The 15,404-nt window shown below is 49.1% G+C and carries 17 protein-coding genes; 4 read left to right on the top strand and 13 right to left on the bottom strand.

Annotation, left to right across the window (positions count from 1 at the left end):
* The 5 genes from ICW23_RS11115 to ICW23_RS11095 all read right to left on the bottom strand — a co-directional run bounded on the left by ICW23_RS11115 (position 1) and on the right by ICW23_RS11095 (position 5,421).
* Positions 1-1,626: a (2,3-dihydroxybenzoyl)adenylate synthase gene (locus tag ICW23_RS11115; RefSeq protein WP_188154506.1), complete on the bottom strand. Its 1,626-nt coding sequence runs from the start codon at positions 1,624-1,626 to the stop codon at positions 1-3.
* 18 nt (positions 1,627-1,644) lie between these two features.
* Positions 1,645-2,841: an isochorismate synthase DhbC gene (gene dhbC / locus ICW23_RS11110; protein ID WP_188154505.1), complete on the bottom strand. Its 1,197-nt coding sequence runs from the start codon at positions 2,839-2,841 to the stop codon at positions 1,645-1,647.
* Between the two features lie 23 nt (positions 2,842-2,864).
* Positions 2,865-3,650, bottom strand: a complete 786-nt coding sequence (locus ICW23_RS11105) for a 2,3-dihydro-2,3-dihydroxybenzoate dehydrogenase (RefSeq protein WP_188154504.1) — start codon at positions 3,648-3,650, stop codon at positions 2,865-2,867.
* A 135-nt stretch (positions 3,651-3,785) separates the two neighbouring features.
* Complete coding sequence (locus ICW23_RS11100; RefSeq protein ID WP_188154503.1) at positions 3,786-4,655, bottom strand: alpha/beta hydrolase; 870 nt, start codon at positions 4,653-4,655, stop codon at positions 3,786-3,788.
* Positions 4,656-4,824: 169 nt separating this feature from the next.
* Positions 4,825-5,421: a sulfite oxidase-like oxidoreductase gene (locus ICW23_RS11095; RefSeq protein ID WP_188154502.1), complete on the bottom strand. Its 597-nt coding sequence runs from the start codon at positions 5,419-5,421 to the stop codon at positions 4,825-4,827.
* 99 nt (positions 5,422-5,520) lie between these two features.
* Between ICW23_RS11095 and ICW23_RS11090 the strand changes: the two genes are divergently transcribed.
* Complete coding sequence (locus tag ICW23_RS11090) at positions 5,521-6,114, top strand: biotin transporter BioY (RefSeq protein ID WP_188154501.1); 594 nt, start codon at positions 5,521-5,523, stop codon at positions 6,112-6,114.
* Between the two features lie 46 nt (positions 6,115-6,160).
* Here ICW23_RS11090 and ICW23_RS11085 read toward each other — a convergent pair whose 3' ends face one another.
* Both ICW23_RS11085 and ICW23_RS11080 read right to left on the bottom strand, forming a co-directional pair.
* Positions 6,161-7,489, bottom strand: a complete 1,329-nt coding sequence (locus ICW23_RS11085) for a Na+/H+ antiporter NhaC family protein (protein ID WP_016938088.1) — start codon at positions 7,487-7,489, stop codon at positions 6,161-6,163.
* 131 nt (positions 7,490-7,620) lie between these two features.
* Complete coding sequence (locus ICW23_RS11080; protein WP_016938087.1) at positions 7,621-9,111, bottom strand: leucyl aminopeptidase; 1,491 nt, start codon at positions 9,109-9,111, stop codon at positions 7,621-7,623.
* Between the two features lie 149 nt (positions 9,112-9,260).
* On the opposite strand from ICW23_RS11080, the gene ICW23_RS11075 reads away from it, so the two are divergent.
* Complete coding sequence (locus tag ICW23_RS11075) at positions 9,261-9,737, top strand: divergent PAP2 family protein (protein WP_016938086.1); 477 nt, start codon at positions 9,261-9,263, stop codon at positions 9,735-9,737.
* A gap of 29 nt (positions 9,738-9,766) precedes the next feature.
* Here ICW23_RS11075 and ICW23_RS11070 read toward each other — a convergent pair whose 3' ends face one another.
* The 4 genes from ICW23_RS11070 to ICW23_RS11055 all read right to left on the bottom strand — a co-directional run bounded on the left by ICW23_RS11070 (position 9,767) and on the right by ICW23_RS11055 (position 12,419).
* Complete coding sequence (locus ICW23_RS11070; RefSeq protein WP_016938085.1) at positions 9,767-10,408, bottom strand: 3D domain-containing protein; 642 nt, start codon at positions 10,406-10,408, stop codon at positions 9,767-9,769.
* Positions 10,409-10,509: 101 nt separating this feature from the next.
* Positions 10,510-10,830 carry a YuiB family protein gene (locus tag ICW23_RS11065; protein ID WP_029575317.1) on the bottom strand — a complete coding sequence of 107 codons (321 nt, stop codon included), beginning with the start codon at positions 10,828-10,830 and terminating at the stop codon, positions 10,510-10,512.
* 68 nt (positions 10,831-10,898) lie between these two features.
* Entirely contained in the window at positions 10,899-11,024 is a 126-nt protein-coding gene (locus ICW23_RS11060; protein ID WP_116746225.1) for a YuiA family protein, read from the bottom strand.
* A gap of 174 nt (positions 11,025-11,198) precedes the next feature.
* Positions 11,199-12,419 carry an NAD(P)/FAD-dependent oxidoreductase gene (locus ICW23_RS11055; protein ID WP_047476951.1) on the bottom strand — a complete coding sequence of 407 codons (1,221 nt, stop codon included), beginning with the start codon at positions 12,417-12,419 and terminating at the stop codon, positions 11,199-11,201.
* A 310-nt stretch (positions 12,420-12,729) separates the two neighbouring features.
* On the opposite strand from ICW23_RS11055, the gene yumC reads away from it, so the two are divergent.
* A complete protein-coding gene (gene yumC, locus ICW23_RS11050; RefSeq protein ID WP_007613496.1) occupies positions 12,730-13,725 on the top strand; it encodes a ferredoxin--NADP reductase 2 in 996 nt (331 codons plus the stop codon).
* A 39-nt stretch (positions 13,726-13,764) separates the two neighbouring features.
* Here the strand turns inward: yumC and ICW23_RS11045 are convergent, their stop codons facing one another.
* Entirely contained in the window at positions 13,765-13,908 is a 144-nt protein-coding gene (locus ICW23_RS11045; protein WP_016938080.1) for a hypothetical protein, read from the bottom strand.
* A gap of 217 nt (positions 13,909-14,125) precedes the next feature.
* Between ICW23_RS11045 and guaC the strand changes: the two genes are divergently transcribed.
* On the top strand, positions 14,126-15,106 hold the full coding sequence (guaC, locus tag ICW23_RS11040) for a GMP reductase (RefSeq protein WP_188154500.1): 981 nt from the start codon (positions 14,126-14,128) through the stop codon (positions 15,104-15,106).
* Positions 15,107-15,168: 62 nt separating this feature from the next.
* Here guaC and ICW23_RS11035 read toward each other — a convergent pair whose 3' ends face one another.
* Positions 15,169-15,390 (bottom strand): DUF5970 family protein, encoded by a 222-nt coding sequence (locus tag ICW23_RS11035; protein WP_045926054.1) that lies wholly within the window; start codon positions 15,388-15,390, stop codon positions 15,169-15,171.
* Between the last annotated feature and the right edge of the window lie 14 nt (positions 15,391-15,404).

Genomic DNA, 15,404 nt, shown 5'->3' with positions numbered 1-15,404 from the left:
TTATGATTGTTTGATTTCAGCAGGCTTCAATTTTTGGGCGATCGTTTCGCGAAGGTCCTTTTTGCTGACCTTGCCGACGCCGGTTTTTGGGAAAGAAGCGATAAATTCAACCCGGTCGGGAATTTTATATGCCGCCAGCCCGCGCTCCCGTAAAAACGCTTTCAGCTCTCCCGGTTTCGGCGCTTCTCCTTTCGGAATGACGAACACACAGGACCGCTCTCCGAGAAAATCATCCGGCATTGAAACCATGGCCGCATCATGAACGGCAGGATGGGCCAGAAGGTGATTTTCCACCTCTTCAGCGGCAATCTTTTCGCCGCCCCGGTTGATTTGATCTTTCGCGCGTCCTTCGACGACGATATACCCCTCCGCCGTCACTTTGACGAGATCGCCGGTCTGATAAAAGCCGTCGTCTGTGAATGCTCTTTTATTATGTTCAGGCGCTTTATAATATCCGCGAATCGTGTAAGGGCCGCGTGTAAACAAATGTCCGGTTTCTCCGGGAGCCACGTCCCGCCCGTCATCATCTAAAACCCGCACCTCATCAAATGGTGACATCGGTCTGCCTTGCGTATTGACAATGATCTCCTCGGGATCATCCAGTCTCGTATAATTCACCAATCCTTCCGCCATTCCGAAAACCTGCTGAAGAGTGCATCCGAAAGCGCTTTTCACACGGCGGGCCGCTTCAGCGCTGAATTTGGCGCCTCCTACCTGAAGGACTTGAAGGCTTGATAAATCATCACGCCGCGAAGCGGATGCTTCCATCCACACCATCGCAAGCGGCGGGACGAGCGCTGTAATCGTGACACGCTCTTTTTCAATTAACGGGAAGCAGTCATCGGGACTCGGCGCGGGTGACAGAACAACCCGGCCCCCGGCATATAAAGTTCCCAGCACACCGGGTGAGCTGAGCGGATAATTATGCGCTGTCGGCAAAGCGGCTAAATAAACGCTGTGATGATCCAAGCCGCATATTTCCGCACTGAGGCGCAGACTGTATATGTAATCATCGTGTGTCCTCGGAATCAGCTTGGACAGCCCCGTACTGCCTCCTGAAAGCTGTAAAAAGGCGACTTCCGCCGGGCTGACGTCTTCCAGCTGGACGGGCTCTCTATGCAGGCTGCTCAGTTCCTGAAATTCCTCAGCCTCGCCGGCCACAATGACATGCGCCAAAGCCGGAAGTTTGTCTTTCACCTGTCTGGCAAGCGTTCTGTAATCAAAGCCTGAATGCGAATCAGGAATGATGTATGCTTTCGCCTCCGCAAACTCGCAGAAATACGTAATCTCACTGCTTCTGTGAGAAGGCAGCGCGAAAACAGGCAGCGCCCCGAGCCGGAACAGCGCAAAAATCACTTCAAAAAACTCAGCGATATTCGGCAGCTGAACGACAACGCGGTCTTCCTTTTGAATTCCGAGCTTGTGCAGTCCCGCCGCCAAACGGTCGGCCCTTTCATCCAATTCTTTGTAGGTCCAATGTACACCTTTACACGTCACGGCAGTTTGATCTCCGTATAAAGCCGCGCGCTCTTTCAGCACCCCTCCGAAAGTTTCACCCTTCCAGCAGCCGTCTTTGCGGTATTTGTCAGCCCATTCTTCCGGCCATGGCGTAAATCCAGTCAGCACGATCTGTTTCCTCCTTTTTTACATCTCATCTTGATAAAGCCCCATCGCCCGGAGCATGGTGCGGAATTTCGCCGATGTCTCGTCCAATTCGTCCTGCGGCTTTGATCCGGCGACAATCCCGGCACCCGCAAAGAGCCGGAGAGACCTTGTTTCCGCTTCGGCGCAGCGAAGTGCGATAATCCATTCTCCGTCACCTTCAGCATCACACCAGCCCGCCATTCCCGTGTAGAAATTGCGGTCAAACGGCTCAATATTTTGAATCGCTTCTCTCGCCGCATCCGTCGGCGTTCCGCATACAGCTGGCGTCGGATGAAGAGCGATGGCCAGCTCAAGCGATGTCGTTGACGGATCACTAAGCTCTCCCTTTACCTCGGTGGACAAGTGCCACATCGCCTCAGTTTTAATGAGTGACGGTTTTTCCGGCACATCAAGCACACGGCAGAACGGTTTAAGTGCGGCGGCAACTGCGGCAACGACTACGGCATGTTCATGCAGGTCTTTAGCTGATTGCAGGAGTTCCTCCGCTCTTCTCTGATCCTCAGCGGGATCTGTGCTTCGCGGTCTGGAACCTGCTAGCGGATTGGACAAAATGGATGTTCCGTTTTTCGACAGAAGCAGTTCAGGACTCGCGCCGAAAAGCGTTTTTCTTGTTTCTGACGTTCCCGTCACATCTGCAGCGAATGTATAGCCGCGCGGGTTGTGCTGCGCCAAATGCTTGACGGCCTGGGGAATGTCGATATCTCTTTCAGCGGTCAGATGCAGCGTCCTTGACAGTACAATCTTGCTGAGCGGACCGTCCGTAATGTTTAAAACGCCTTGTTCCACACCGCTCATAAAGTCCTCAGGGTCAGGAACGGGCCGGATGTCATATGTATTCGCTTGGGGTTTTTCTGCGGAAGCTTCCGTAAACGAAAGCGGACCTGCCGTTAGGACGGCTTTCGGTACAAAAAGCCGCGAAGCTTTTCTGCCGTCAAACGGAATGGCGCCGGCCGCAATCGGATGTTTGATGCCGGCTTGCTTTGCCTCAAGAAGCGTCTGTCTCACACGTTCAGACAGTGAGTCCAGCTGGTTCTCCCCGTCTGCATCCGGCACTTTTGCAAACACACCTTCTGCAAGGAGCGTACTTTTCGGGGAAGCTAAAAAGAACGCTCCGGGCTTGTAAGCGTCCAGCACCTCTTTTGCAGACACTTCCGTCAATAAATGTTGATTTGTCATGATTGTCCCTCCTTCTCGTTACATCAAATGCCTAAAGTAGCGCCGCCGTCCACGCATAAATCATGCATGGTGATATGGCTTGCCTGTTCAGAGGCCAAAAACAAAACGGCATTTGCAATATCAGAAGGCTTTGCCAGCTTTTGAAGCGGAATTCCCGTTTTATATGTATCAAGCGAACCTCTGATAACGTCCTGTGCTCCGTTTTCATCCCGCCACAGCGCACGCTGCATGTCGGTTTCCGTTGAGCCGGGAGATACGATGTTGCAGCGGATATGATAGGCCGCAAGCTCCAGCCCGAGGCATTTCGTAAACATGACGGCAGCCGCTTTCGACGCCGCATAAGCCGCCATGGAAGCACGCGGAACTCCGGCTGCATTTGAACCGACCGTTACGATGGCGCCTTTTTTCCGCTCCATCATGTATCGGCTGACAGCCCGTGACACATGAAATACACCGGTCGTATTAACTGAAAATGTTTGATCCCACTCTTCATCACTGAGGGAATGCACCGGCCCAGGCCGCAGCACGCCCGCAACGTTCGCCAATATTTCAATAGGACCCATGTCGTGTTCAACGGCGGCGATGATATCATTGACAGCCGCACTGTCTGATACATCTGCTGCGAAAGCCTGCGCCTGCACGCCTTTTTCCCGGAGTCTGTCAGTAAGCCCCCGAAGCAGGCCTTCATTCTTATCTATAGCAGCCACATTTACGCCTTGTTCAGCAAGGGCGAGCGCTGTTGCTTCTCCAATGCCTTGAGCGGCACCGGTGACAACCGCCGTTTTCCCTTTCATTCCCAATGCGTCCATATTATCATTCCCTTCCTATATTGATAATGATTATCATTATCAATTATGATTCAAGACAATCATATCCAAATCAAAACACTCCGTCAATTAGAAAATTAGAATCAGCCGCATTTAGTTCGAAGGGCCTGTTTTTTCTCAGGCAGGAGAATACGGGGTATGCGGCCCTCCCGGATTCAGGCAGAAACGCAGGGCCCTGCTGATTAAAACGGGCAGGACAGAGATATGGCCCTCTCCTTCAAACTCGCGGTATTCAGCGCGGACTCCGCCACCTTCAAACTCAGATAGTACAGAATACAGCGCCTCTGCGTGCTGCGGAATTCTGCTTTTATGTGTCTTTTCAATTTCTCCCGCTGCCAGCAGTACGCTGACTTGAAGATTGTCCTCAGAGAGCCGGTCTGACAAACGCTCCGCTTCTTCCTGAATGAAACGTTTGTTCCAGTGAATTGACGGACTCCCGGCAACATAGGTCTGGAACATGTCCGGTCTCGTCAAAAGCACTTGCAGCACAAAAAGACCGCCCAGCGAATGGCCGAAAATCGTCTGCCTGTCTCTGTCGATCGGATAATCCCGCTCCACCGCGGGCTTTACTGCTTCTTCTATAAATGCCAGAAACGCTTCCGCTCCACCCTGTTCGGGCCACGCCGCACCGCGCGGATGTACCGGCAGTTCTGATTCAGAGAGCGGCATCGTAAAATCACTGTGGCGTTCGGCGGAAAACGGCTGATCAGTCGGGTAGCCGATTCCGACAATCACTGCCGGGACAACGCCTGTTTTTTCCGGCCGGCGGCTTTGCACCCGCAAAGCTTCGGCCATTGTACCGAACACGGAATTCGCATCAAGCAGATAGATGACGGGAAAGCCGGATGGAGGCGGTTCTTCTTGAGGAAAAGAGACAAAGATACGATACGTACGGCCTCCTTTTGAACGCATTTCTCTTACTTCTGTACCCGGAATCGCGTATCGTCCGGCCTGCGCGAAATCCCGCTTTGTTTGTTTTCCGTCCATTATGAGTTCATCCCCTCTATGACATTCGCTCCGCTTATTGATAATGATTTTCAATATCAAAAGACACCTCAAATAATAGGTTTTTTGCCAAACAAAGTCAATGGATTTTGGATATAAAAAAAGCACCTTATTTCAATAAGGTACCTAAGAACTATATGATGGTATGTGTTTAATCCCATGTAAAGCGCTGATTTTTCCATGGATCTCCCCTCATATGGTAGCCGTTTTTCTCCCAAAAGCCGGGGTGGTTTTCCTTTGTGAACTGAATGCCGCGCAGCCATTTGGCGCTTTTCCAAAAATAAAGATGGGGGAAAACGCCTCTGAGCGGATAGCCGTGCTCGGGCGTTAACTGCTCGCCGTTATGCGCATATGCAAGCAGGGATGTATCCCGCGTAAAATCAGAAAGCGGCAGATTGGCCGTCCAGCCCTCTTCAGCGTGCAAAATGACGAAACCGGCTTCTTTGTGCACGCCCGCTTTCTCAGCGATGTCTTTCGCGCGTATGCCCTGCCAGACGTTATCAAGACGGGACCAGCCCGTAACGCAATGAATATCATTTTTCAATTCGGCTTTCGGAAAGGCTTTAATATCTTCAAAGCTTAACAGCATAGGACGATCGACAAGCCCGTACACCTGCAGGTTCCATTTTGACATATCTTCATAATAAGGAACATTTCCAGCGTGAAGCACGGGAAACTTCGTTGTGACATTTTGGTTTGGCGGAATCCGATCCGACTGTCCTGTTTGTTTCGTTTTCCCGAAAAACATAGGGCTCCCTCCATTTAGTAAACCTATATAAAATTCGTGTTGACAATTAATCATCCTTCGATTACGCTAATCTGGTACAAGTGTAAGGGGGAAAAACAAATGAAACAACGTAACCTTCGCGCGGGCGATATGGCGCTTATCGGCATGTTTGCCGCACTGATGGCCATCGGCGCCAACATTACATCAATGGCTCCCTTTTTGCAAGTTGCGGGAATTCCGCTATCGCTGCAGCCTTTCTTTTGTCTGTTAGCCGCGATGCTTCTCGGCGCAAGACGGGCGGCCGTTGCAATGACGGTATACGCATTGGCCGGACTCGCGGGGGCTCCCATCTTCGCCCAATTCTCAGCAGGCTTTGCGCCGTTTATCGGAAAGAGCGGGGGATTTATTCTCGCTTACATCCCGGCGGCATTTGCAGCAGGCTGGCTGCTGGAAAAGACAAAAGAACCCGGCCGTCTGCATTATGCATGGGCCTCTTTGATCGGTACCGCGGTCATTTATCTCATTGGCACGACCTATACGTATATTGCGCTGAAATTATGGCTTCATGCTCCAATCAGCTACGGAATTGCTTGGTTTTATATGATTTGGTTTTTCATAAAAGATATCATTTTAGCATTGTTATTGGCATCTATCGCGCCTGCCATTTACAGGTCCATTCATAAAGCGACGGGCTTCAATCGAAATCCGGCGTAAGTTTTTTCAAGCATTCAAAAAGGCTCCCGGAAAGGGGAGCCTTTTTTTACAGGACAACTGCGGCAATCCAGCCGAATATGACAAGCGGAATGTTATAGAAAATAAATGTCGGGACGCACGTATCCCAAATGTGGTGATGCTGCCCGTCGGCGCTGAGGCCTGACGTCGGCCCGAGCGTACTGTCACTTGCAGGAGAACCCGCATCACCGACTGCAGCAGCCGCTCCGATTACGGCGATCGTCGCCATCGGGCTGAATCCGAGCTGAGCGCACAGCGGAACAAATATAGTCGTAATGACCGGGACGGTTGCAAATGACGATCCGATTCCCATTGTGATTAATAAACCGACGATCAGCATCAGGAGCGCGCCTAACGATTGGCTGTGGCCGATAAAGCCTGTTGATGCTTTGACCAAGGAAGCCACATCCCCCGTTTTGTTCAATACATTTGAAAAACCGGCCGCAACGAGCATAACAAAACCGATAAAGGCCATCAGAATCATACCGTCTGTGATCAGCTTATCCGCTTCATTGCGCTTCATGACTCCGCTGATAAACAGCGTAAACAAGCCGGCGAGCGCGCCCATGATCATGCCTTCCACTCCGAGCACCTGTGACAGGTAGAGCTGAACGGCAAGCGACACGGCAATGGAGAACAGGGCGATCGCAATGCTTTTTTTCGTATAAGGAGAAGACGATAATCCGGCAATCTCCTTCGTCTCATATTTCTTCGGTTTGCGGAAGACGATGACGGATAAAATTAAACCGACTACCATCCCCGCCGTCGGGATGATTAAAGCATACGGGATATCACTGAGCGGCACCTTTAAACCGGCTGATGCCATATTATCTCTCAGCATCCCCTGGAAAATCTGTCCGAATCCGATCGGCAGAACAATGTACGGCGCAGTCAGTCCGAATGTCATCACACACGCGACCAGCCTGCGGTCCATTTCAAGTTCGTTAAATATTTTTAAAAGCGGCGGAATTAATACCGGAATAAACGCAATGTGAACGGGCACCACGTTTTGCGAGAAACAGGATATGATTAAAATAATCAGTACGATTAACACTTTAGACAGTGCTTTTTTCCGCGAATCTTCCTTTTTACCGATTAGTTTGACAGACGCTTCGACCATTGCATCGGGAAGCCCCGTCTTTGTCAGCGCCGCGGCAAATGCTCCGAGCAGCGCGTAGCTGACCGCGACGGTGGCATTTCCGCCGAGACCGTCAGTAAAAGCCTTCACCGTCTCTCCAAGGCCTAAGCCCCCTGTCAGTCCGCCGGCAAGCGCTCCGATCATTAAAGCTATAATAATATTGACACGCAGCAGGCTTAAGACGAGCATAAGCAATACTGCGACAACAACAGCATTCATTGATGAGTCCCTCCAAAAATCCTTTAGTTTGCTAATGTAGTAGATAATTAAAGTTAACATACATTCTGCGCTTTAGTCAACTAAAGATTTTGGAAATCAAAAAACCCGCTGCATCAAGGCAGCGGGTGCTGTTATCTTTCAGGCGTAAACCGCTCAGTCAAAACGGCCAGCGTCCTTGCCATGACGCCTGTTGCGCCGGCAGGGCCGAAGCATGTCGCTTTATTCGCCGTCGCGGTTCCCGCAATGTCGAGATGAACCCACGGGGTGTTTTCCGCGAATTCACCAATGAATGTGCCCGCCATAATCGCGTGGCCTTCTCTTCCCGGAGAATTGTTCAAATCAGCCATCTGACTGTTTCTCACGCGTTTTTTATCCTTTTCTGTAATCGGAAGCTGCCAGATCGGCTCTCCGGATTCCTTCGCCGATTCTGCCACCTGCTTATAAAACCCGGCGTGATTGGTCATGGCGCCCGTCATTTCGTTTCCTAAGGCGACAATGACACCGCCCGTTAACGTTGCGACGTCTACGAGGACAGAGGCTCCGTGCTGCTTGGCATATGTGATGCCGTCGGCAAGCACGAGGCGGCCTTCCGCATCGGTGTTCAGAATCTCAATGGTTTTTCCGCTGAGCGAAACGATGACGTCATCCGGCTTCATGGCATCAGACGAGATCATGTTGTCCGTAGACGGAATGACGGCTAGCACGTTTTGTTCAGGCCGCAGTTCGCCGATAATTTCCATTGCGCCCAATACCGAAGCCGCCCCTCCCATATCGCTTTTCATGCCGACGATGCCGGTTTTCGGCTTAATTGAATATCCGCCGGTATCAAAGGTAATTCCTTTTCCGACCAGGCCGATGACATCTTCCCAATAATCTTTGCCCTGATACTTCAGAACGATCATTTTCGGCGGTTCGGATGAGCCTTTGTTAACGGCTAGCAGCCCGCCCATTCCGAGCTCTTCCATTTCTTCTTTTTCTAAAATTTCACACTCAAAATCATATTTTGCCGCAAGCTCAGCTGCATATGACGCCAAATCGGTGGCCGTCAGCATATTTCCCGGCATGTTCACAAGCGTGCGGGCTGAATTCGTCCCTTGGCCGTATGCCGCGCCGACGTTCAGGCCGGCCTGCACTTCCCTCAAGTCTTCTTCGGTCACGGCGCAGACGGAAGTCAGTTCCTGATCCGGCTCATTCGATTTATGTTTATAATCCTGCACCTCATAAACCGCAAGCAGACAGCTTTCCGAAAGCGCATGAGCGGCATCGGCGGCAGGCACTTCACCGGAGACGAACGTATCAAGCAGAACGGATACTTCTTGTTTTTTATCTTGGTGAATCTGCTGAAACACGCGTGCGAAGCATTCTTTCGCATCTTCAAACGAATAATCCGCTTCCCTTCCCAAGCCGATAAAGTAAATACGTTTCATACCCGTCGCAGCCGGAGGGTATACTTTTGATACACGATTGCGTTTGGCAGACACATCACCGTCCTTTAACAGCTGTGTCAAATGTCCATCCAGTTTATCATCTAATTCCTTCGTAAATCCGCTCAGCATGCTTTTTTGAAAAAGACCGATGACCAGGGTTTCGGGATGCCGCAATTGATCAGATGCATAAAACATGAGTACACACTCCTTATGTGGGTATTTGTTATGTAAAGTGGTATAATGAAAAAACATTTTTCCATTGATTTTATTTTACCAAACTAAGGGCGTTTTCTGCAGTTTTTCGATATGATCGGACTTTCGCAGATACAGAAAGGATGTCGCATATGGATGTATTTATGAATTTTCCTTTACTGGCGAGTTTTGCTGCCATTATTTTTGCCCAAGTTGTAAAAGTGCCTATTCAATTTATCGTATCCAAAAAACTTGACTGGTCTCTTGTGACGAGCACCGGCGGCATGCCGAGCTCCCATTCCGCCGCCGTCACCGCGCTGTCAACCGGAGTCGCTTTGGAACAGGGACTGGACTCGCCTCTGTTTGCAGTCGCCGCGATTTTCGCCGTCATTACGATGTTTGACGCTACCGGTGTCAGGCGGCATGCGGGTGAACAGGCGACGGTCATTAATAAACTGGTCATCGACTTTAATCGGTTTGTCAGCGAAGCGAAGGACTTTCAGAAAGCGGAAGAGAAAGAAAAACAGAAGAAACTGAAAGAACTGCTCGGCCATCAGCCGATCGAAGTGTTCTTCGGCGGCGTCACCGGCATTGTACTGACACTGATTTTAAATTATTTCTTTATGTAAAAAACGCTTCAGCGGATGCTGAAGCGTTTTTATTCTTTTACCGTTTTGTATTGATTTCTGAAGACTTGAAGTGACTTTGTTTCGTTCAGCTTTACAAGTTCGTCCTCGGTCACTTTGCCGTTCCCTTTTTTGACAATGTAGACATCAAGTGTTTTTTTGCCCCAGTTGTTATAGACGTCCTTTACGGTGTCAAAGTAGAGATCCAGACGGCTGCCTTTAATTTTCGAGCCGGTATCGGCGACAACCCCATATCCGTAATTCGGTATAAACAGAATCGTCCCGATCGGGAAAACAGACGGATCGGCAGCCACTGTTGAATATAAATCGCGTTTGACCTTCACGCCTGAATATGTAATTCCATACTGCGGATGACCCGGAGATTTCCCCGTAGATTCCGCTCCTGCGGTATAACCGGTGGCCGTCACCTTTTTTGACGGATAGCGTTCCCAGTCAAAAGCCTCTTCCAGCGGTTTTACCTTGCCTGATGCCTGCTTTTCCGGCTGATTCTGTAAGGACTGAAACGGAGTGCCGATGTTTTTCAAAACGGCGCCGCGATGTTCCGTCATCCAATTTGTCAGATCCTTTGCTTCAACACCCGTTATGGAAAAGTATGTCGCATGGCATGCGCCCAAAAAAAGCGCAATCATGAATACGCGTCTGATTATCGTCAATCTGAAATCACTCTCCTCCGAGTCAGTGTTCCCAACCCGGTGAGGTGCTATACAAAAAGCGCCGAGGCACAAAAAAAGCTTTCTTTGAATAAGAAAGCGGCTTAAAACATTTGATATCCTCTTTTTCTCAGCGCCTTTATGGCAATGCCTGACATGATCGCTCCCGCCAGTCCGCCTGCCAAAATCACGACATCCGCAGCCGCTAATGACATGATCCGCTGAAACAGGCTTTGAAATGATTCCCCCGGCGCCTGCACGTAACTGATCATCTTTTTATTACTGATAATGAAAAGGCATACAATCGGATAGACAACAGCCATAATCCACGACATTCTCAGCAGCATGTTCAACAGAAAGCCAATGCCGAAAAACAGTACGAAAAATAGTACGATTGAGATCAGGACCACCGGCAAACTAATCACAAACATCCACCCCCTACAGCACTTTCAGTGTACCTCGGGGGCGGTAAAAAAGTCAACGTCTGGAAAATTCAGCGTCTCTCTTTGCCGCTTCCCTCGCAGGAGGGACATGTTTCGGAGCCGCCAAGAAGCAATTGAAAATACCCTTTACCTGAGCAGAACGGACACGCCGCCGTGCTTTTTGCTGTCGTTTTCATGCGGATCACCCTTTTTCTTAATTTTCTGATAATATATCATATTTACTTGTCAAGCACCAAGTCAGAATATGTAACGAATCATTTCATGTAAGCGGAAACATTCGTTTTTTTCTCTTACATGCTTTATATAACGCTCTTTTTTGAAAGAAGAAAAAACCCGCTCCTGCGGGTTTTTCAGAAGAATTTAAACTTCCCTTTTTTCAGTGTCAGGCCGAGTCCGCCGATCATAAATAACGAACGGTTGTCAATGACCTTTTTCATAAAGGACGCCGGCGTGCCTTTGAGCTTCCTGCCGTATACGACACCGACCGCGTTATGCTCACCGAGGGAGGCGACGGTTCCTTTAATGTCCGGCTTGAACTCTTCAAGCTGGCCTCCTTTAATCAGACGGCCCAGGTTTTTGGCCACGGTTTCTCCTTGCTGCATCGCGATCTGAGCAGTCGGCGGGTACGGCCGTTCCGTCTCTTCATTAATAAAGAGCGAGCTGTCACCGAGAATAAAAACGTTATCATGGCCGGGCGCCCGAAGATCGGGATTGACTTTGACGCGGCCGCGCATATTTTCAAAACCCGCTTCCTCCACGATCGGATGTCCGCGTACGCCTGCGGCCCAGACAACGGTCTGCGATTTGATTTCTTCAGGCTCTTCATCCTTCTTGCCGACTGTGACACCGTCCGCGCGGCATTCTTGAACCGCCGTGCCGATTTTAAACTCAACACCCTTGCTCTCAAGGTATTGAACGGCGTAATCGACAAGCTCCGGGTCAAATCCCGGCAGAACCGTCGGAGCGGCTTCGACGCAGACGATCCGGACGAGACTTTCATCTATATCATAATTTCTGCATAACTCCGGCTTGCGGTTCGCAAGTTCGCCGAGAAATTCAATTCCCGTAAAGCCCGCTCCGCCGACGACGATGGTTAAGCGGTCGGGGCGTTTTTCGGCCTCCGTATTGTATGTCGCAAATTGGAGCTCAATATGCTCTTTCAGCTGACGTGACGTATTAATATTAGCGATCGGAAAGGCGAACTCTTTTAAGCCTTTAATCCCGAATGTTTCAGGGACGGCACCCAGCCCGATAACGAGATAATCATAAGGGATGTCCCCTTGTGAAAGCGTCACCTTTTTATTTTGCACATCTATTGCTTTTACGGTATCCTGCACAAATTTGACCCGTGAATCATTAATTACATCTTTCACTTGATATCTGCAGCGGTCATGGTGGAGCGTTCCTGCGCTCGCTTCATGCATCCATGTCGTTTCATAATGATAATTGTGTTTATTGACCAAAGTGATTTCGGCGTCATTTGCCCCGATATGCTTCGGAAGCCTTGTTACTGTCATTAATCCACCATAACCTGCACCTAAAACCACGATTTTGGGTTTATTCAATGCCATCACATCCACCTTCTTTTTTTTGCTGTTAGACGCATAATCAAATCAACATTTGTATTAGCTTCAGCTTATTGGCGGGATTTTATGAAATGAATTATAAATTTTTTAGAAAACCGCACATGTCTGCATATCACCATACTATCCGGAAGCATCGGAAAACATTCAGGAAAAAACGGATTGGAATTTGTCCCCATATTAGCGGCAGGCGCAATTTTTTTCAATAATGAAGCGGCCGGGCGGTTTTCGGCACTCGTCATCCTTTCAAATTCTATGTTATAATTAATAACAATTTTCAATTAGGAGGCAATTTGGTATGCAAGAGGATTCAAAGGTTTATGATATTACGGTCATCGGCGGCGGCCCGGTCGGCCTGTTTACCGCTTTTTACGGGGGAATGAGACAGGCGAGCGTCAAAATCATCGAGAGCCTGCCTCAGCTTGGCGGCCAGCTCAGCGCGCTGTACCCTGAAAAATATATTTATGATGTAGCCGGATTCCCGAAAATCCGCGCCCAAGAACTTGTGAACAACTTAAAAGAGCAAATGGCAAAGTTCGATCAGACCATCTGCTTAGAGCAGGCCGTTGAATCTGTTGAAAAACAGGCTGACGGTGTGTTTAAGCTTGTCACGAATTCAGAAACGCATTATTCAAAAACGGTCATTATCACCGCGGGAAACGGCGCATTTAAGCCGAGAAAGCTTGAGCTGGAATCAGCGGAGCAATATGAAGGCAAAAACCTGCACTACTTCATTGACGACCTCAATCAATTCGCAGGCAGACGCGTTGCCGTTCTGGGCGGCGGCGATTCCGCTGTTGACTGGGCGCTCATGCTTGAGCCAATCGCCAAAGAAGTCAGCATCATCCACCGCCGTGATAAATTCCGCGCGCATGAGCACAGTGTCGAAAACCTGCACAATTCTAAAGTCAACGTGCTGACACCGTTTGTTCCGGCTGAACTTGTCGGTGAAGACCGGATCGAACAGCTCGTTCTTGAAGAAGTGAAAGGCGACCGCAAAGAAATCATTGAAATTGATGACCTGATCGTAAACTACGGCTTTGTTTCTTCTCTCGGCCCGATTAAAAACTGGGGCCTTGAAATCGAGAAAAACTCCATCGTCGTCAAAAGCACGATGGAAACCAATATCGAAGGCTTCTTTGCCGCCGGAGATATCTGCACATATGAAGGCAAAGTCAAGCTGATCGCGAGCGGTTTCGGCGAAGCTCCGACAGCCGTGAACAACGCGAAGGCTTACATGGACCCGAAAGCGCGCGTCCAGCCTCTGCATTCTACAAGCATGTTTGAAAAATAATAAAAAAAGAGTCTGTGTCCTGCCGGCACAGACTCTTTTTTATTTAAAGATCCACATATAATTCATGACGGTTCCGACAACGAGCGCAATCACAAGCGCCGACACGACCCAAATCGTGCCTAAAATAATCCGGTCCTGAATTTTCTGGGCTTTCGGGCTGTGCCCGGGCTGTTTTTGTTCCACACCGGCCCCTCCCTTCTTTGCAAATCTATCTATCGTAACAAATGTCTTACAACACCCAATACTACTATGATAACCAAACTGCAAAAGGATGACAAGCTGACGGCGTATGAGGCAGCATGAAATCATTTGACATTCCTGACAAAACAAAGTACATTATAAAAAGACGAACATTTTAATTTAATTATAATTTTATCATTCGCTTTTAGGGGTGTTATTTATGGAAAATGTATTTGATTACGAAGATATTCAGCTGATTCCTGCAAAATGCGTTGTAAACAGCCGATCTGAATGTGATACATCAGTTACATTGGGCGGACACACATTTAAACTTCCGGTCGTACCGGCCAACATGCAGACGATTATAGATGAAAACATCGCGGCCTGGCTCGCGGAAAACGGGTATTTTTATATCATGCACCGCTTCGAGCCGGAAAAACGCCTGGCCTTTGTCCAGGATATGAAAGCACGCGGACTGATTTCCTCGATCAGCGTCGGCGTGAAAGACAACGATTATGAATTCATCCGCGAGCTGAAAGCACAGGAGCTTGTACCGGATTATATTACCATTGATATCGCGCACGGCCATTCCAATGCTGTAATCAGCATGATCCAATTTATTAAAGAACATGTGCCGGAAAGCTTTGTCATTGCAGGGAATGTCGGGACGCCAGAAGCTGTAAGGGAGCTGGAACGCGCGGGCGCTGACGCGACAAAAGTGGGTATCGGGCCCGGGAAAGTATGCATCACAAAAATTAAAACCGGCTTCGGCACCGGCGGATGGCAATTAGCCGCGCTTCGCTGGTGTGCAAAAGCGGCAAGCAAACCGATCATTGCTGACGGCGGCATTCGTACGCACGGCGATATTGCGAAGTCCATCCGTTTCGGCGCGTCTATGGTTATGATCGGATCATTATTAGCCGGCCACGAAGAATCACCGGGGCAAACGATCGAAATCGACGGCAAGCTGTACAAAGAATATTTCGGCTCCGCTTCCGAATTTCAAAAAGGCGAAAAGAAAAACGTCGAGGGCAAAAAAATGCATGTCGAGCATAAAGGATCTCTGCAGGACACGCTGATTGAAATGGAGCAGGATCTGCAGTCTTCCATCTCTTACGCCGGCGGCAATACACTCGAAGCTATCCGCAATGTCGACTACGTGATCGTAAAAAACTCAATTTTCAACGGCGACAGATTTTAACACACAGCAGAGCCGCTCGAAAATAAAAAAAAATGACATTCAACATGAATGTCATTTTTTTATTAAATACCAAAATAAAGAGCCGCACTGGCCAACAGATTAATCACAAAAATAAACAAAAAGATGTAACGGATGAATTTGTTTTGCACCGGAGCAAATAAAAAGAGATACAGCCCCGCTGCCCCAAAAGTAAGAACAGGAAACAGCCACTCAAAGGATAAAGAAATGATATAACCGATAATCATAACAATCGGCACACCGATTAATGATAATTTACTTCTCATATGATTTCTGCCCC

The sequence above is a fragment of the Bacillus sp. 1021 genome (assembly GCF_014534735.1).
GTDB classification, from domain to species: Bacteria; Bacillota; Bacilli; order Bacillales; family Bacillaceae; genus Bacillus; species Bacillus siamensis.
The sequence above is the reverse complement of the archived record's forward strand: the minus strand, read 5'-3'. Positions and strand labels throughout refer to the sequence as shown.

Excerpts from the sequence above, each read along its gene's own strand:
- dhbC (WP_188154505.1), bottom strand. The coding sequence starts at position 2,841 with ATGACAAATCAACATTTATTGACGGAAGTGTCTGCAAAAGAGGTGCTG.
- ICW23_RS11105 (WP_188154504.1), bottom strand. The coding sequence starts at position 3,650 with ATGGACGCATTGGGAATGAAAGGGAAAACGGCGGTTGTCACCGGTGCC.
- ICW23_RS11100 (WP_188154503.1), bottom strand. The coding sequence starts at position 4,655 with ATGGACGGAAAACAAACAAAGCGGGATTTCGCGCAGGCCGGACGATAC.
- ICW23_RS11095 (WP_188154502.1), bottom strand. The coding sequence starts at position 5,421 with ATGTTTTTCGGGAAAACGAAACAAACAGGACAGTCGGATCGGATTCCG.
- ICW23_RS11090 (WP_188154501.1), top strand. The coding sequence starts at position 5,521 with ATGAAACAACGTAACCTTCGCGCGGGCGATATGGCGCTTATCGGCATG.
- ICW23_RS11085 (WP_016938088.1), bottom strand. The coding sequence starts at position 7,489 with ATGAATGCTGTTGTTGTCGCAGTATTGCTTATGCTCGTCTTAAGCCTG.
- ICW23_RS11080 (WP_016938087.1), bottom strand. The coding sequence starts at position 9,111 with ATGTTTTATGCATCTGATCAATTGCGGCATCCCGAAACCCTGGTCATC.
- ICW23_RS11075 (WP_016938086.1), top strand. The coding sequence starts at position 9,261 with ATGGATGTATTTATGAATTTTCCTTTACTGGCGAGTTTTGCTGCCATT.
- ICW23_RS11060 (WP_116746225.1), bottom strand. The coding sequence starts at position 11,024 with ATGAAAACGACAGCAAAAAGCACGGCGGCGTGTCCGTTCTGCTCAGGT.
- ICW23_RS11055 (WP_047476951.1), bottom strand. The coding sequence starts at position 12,419 with ATGGCATTGAATAAACCCAAAATCGTGGTTTTAGGTGCAGGTTATGGT.
- yumC (WP_007613496.1), top strand. The coding sequence starts at position 12,730 with ATGCAAGAGGATTCAAAGGTTTATGATATTACGGTCATCGGCGGCGGC.
- guaC (WP_188154500.1), top strand. The coding sequence starts at position 14,126 with ATGGAAAATGTATTTGATTACGAAGATATTCAGCTGATTCCTGCAAAA.
- ICW23_RS11035 (WP_045926054.1), bottom strand. The coding sequence starts at position 15,390 with ATGAGAAGTAAATTATCATTAATCGGTGTGCCGATTGTTATGATTATC.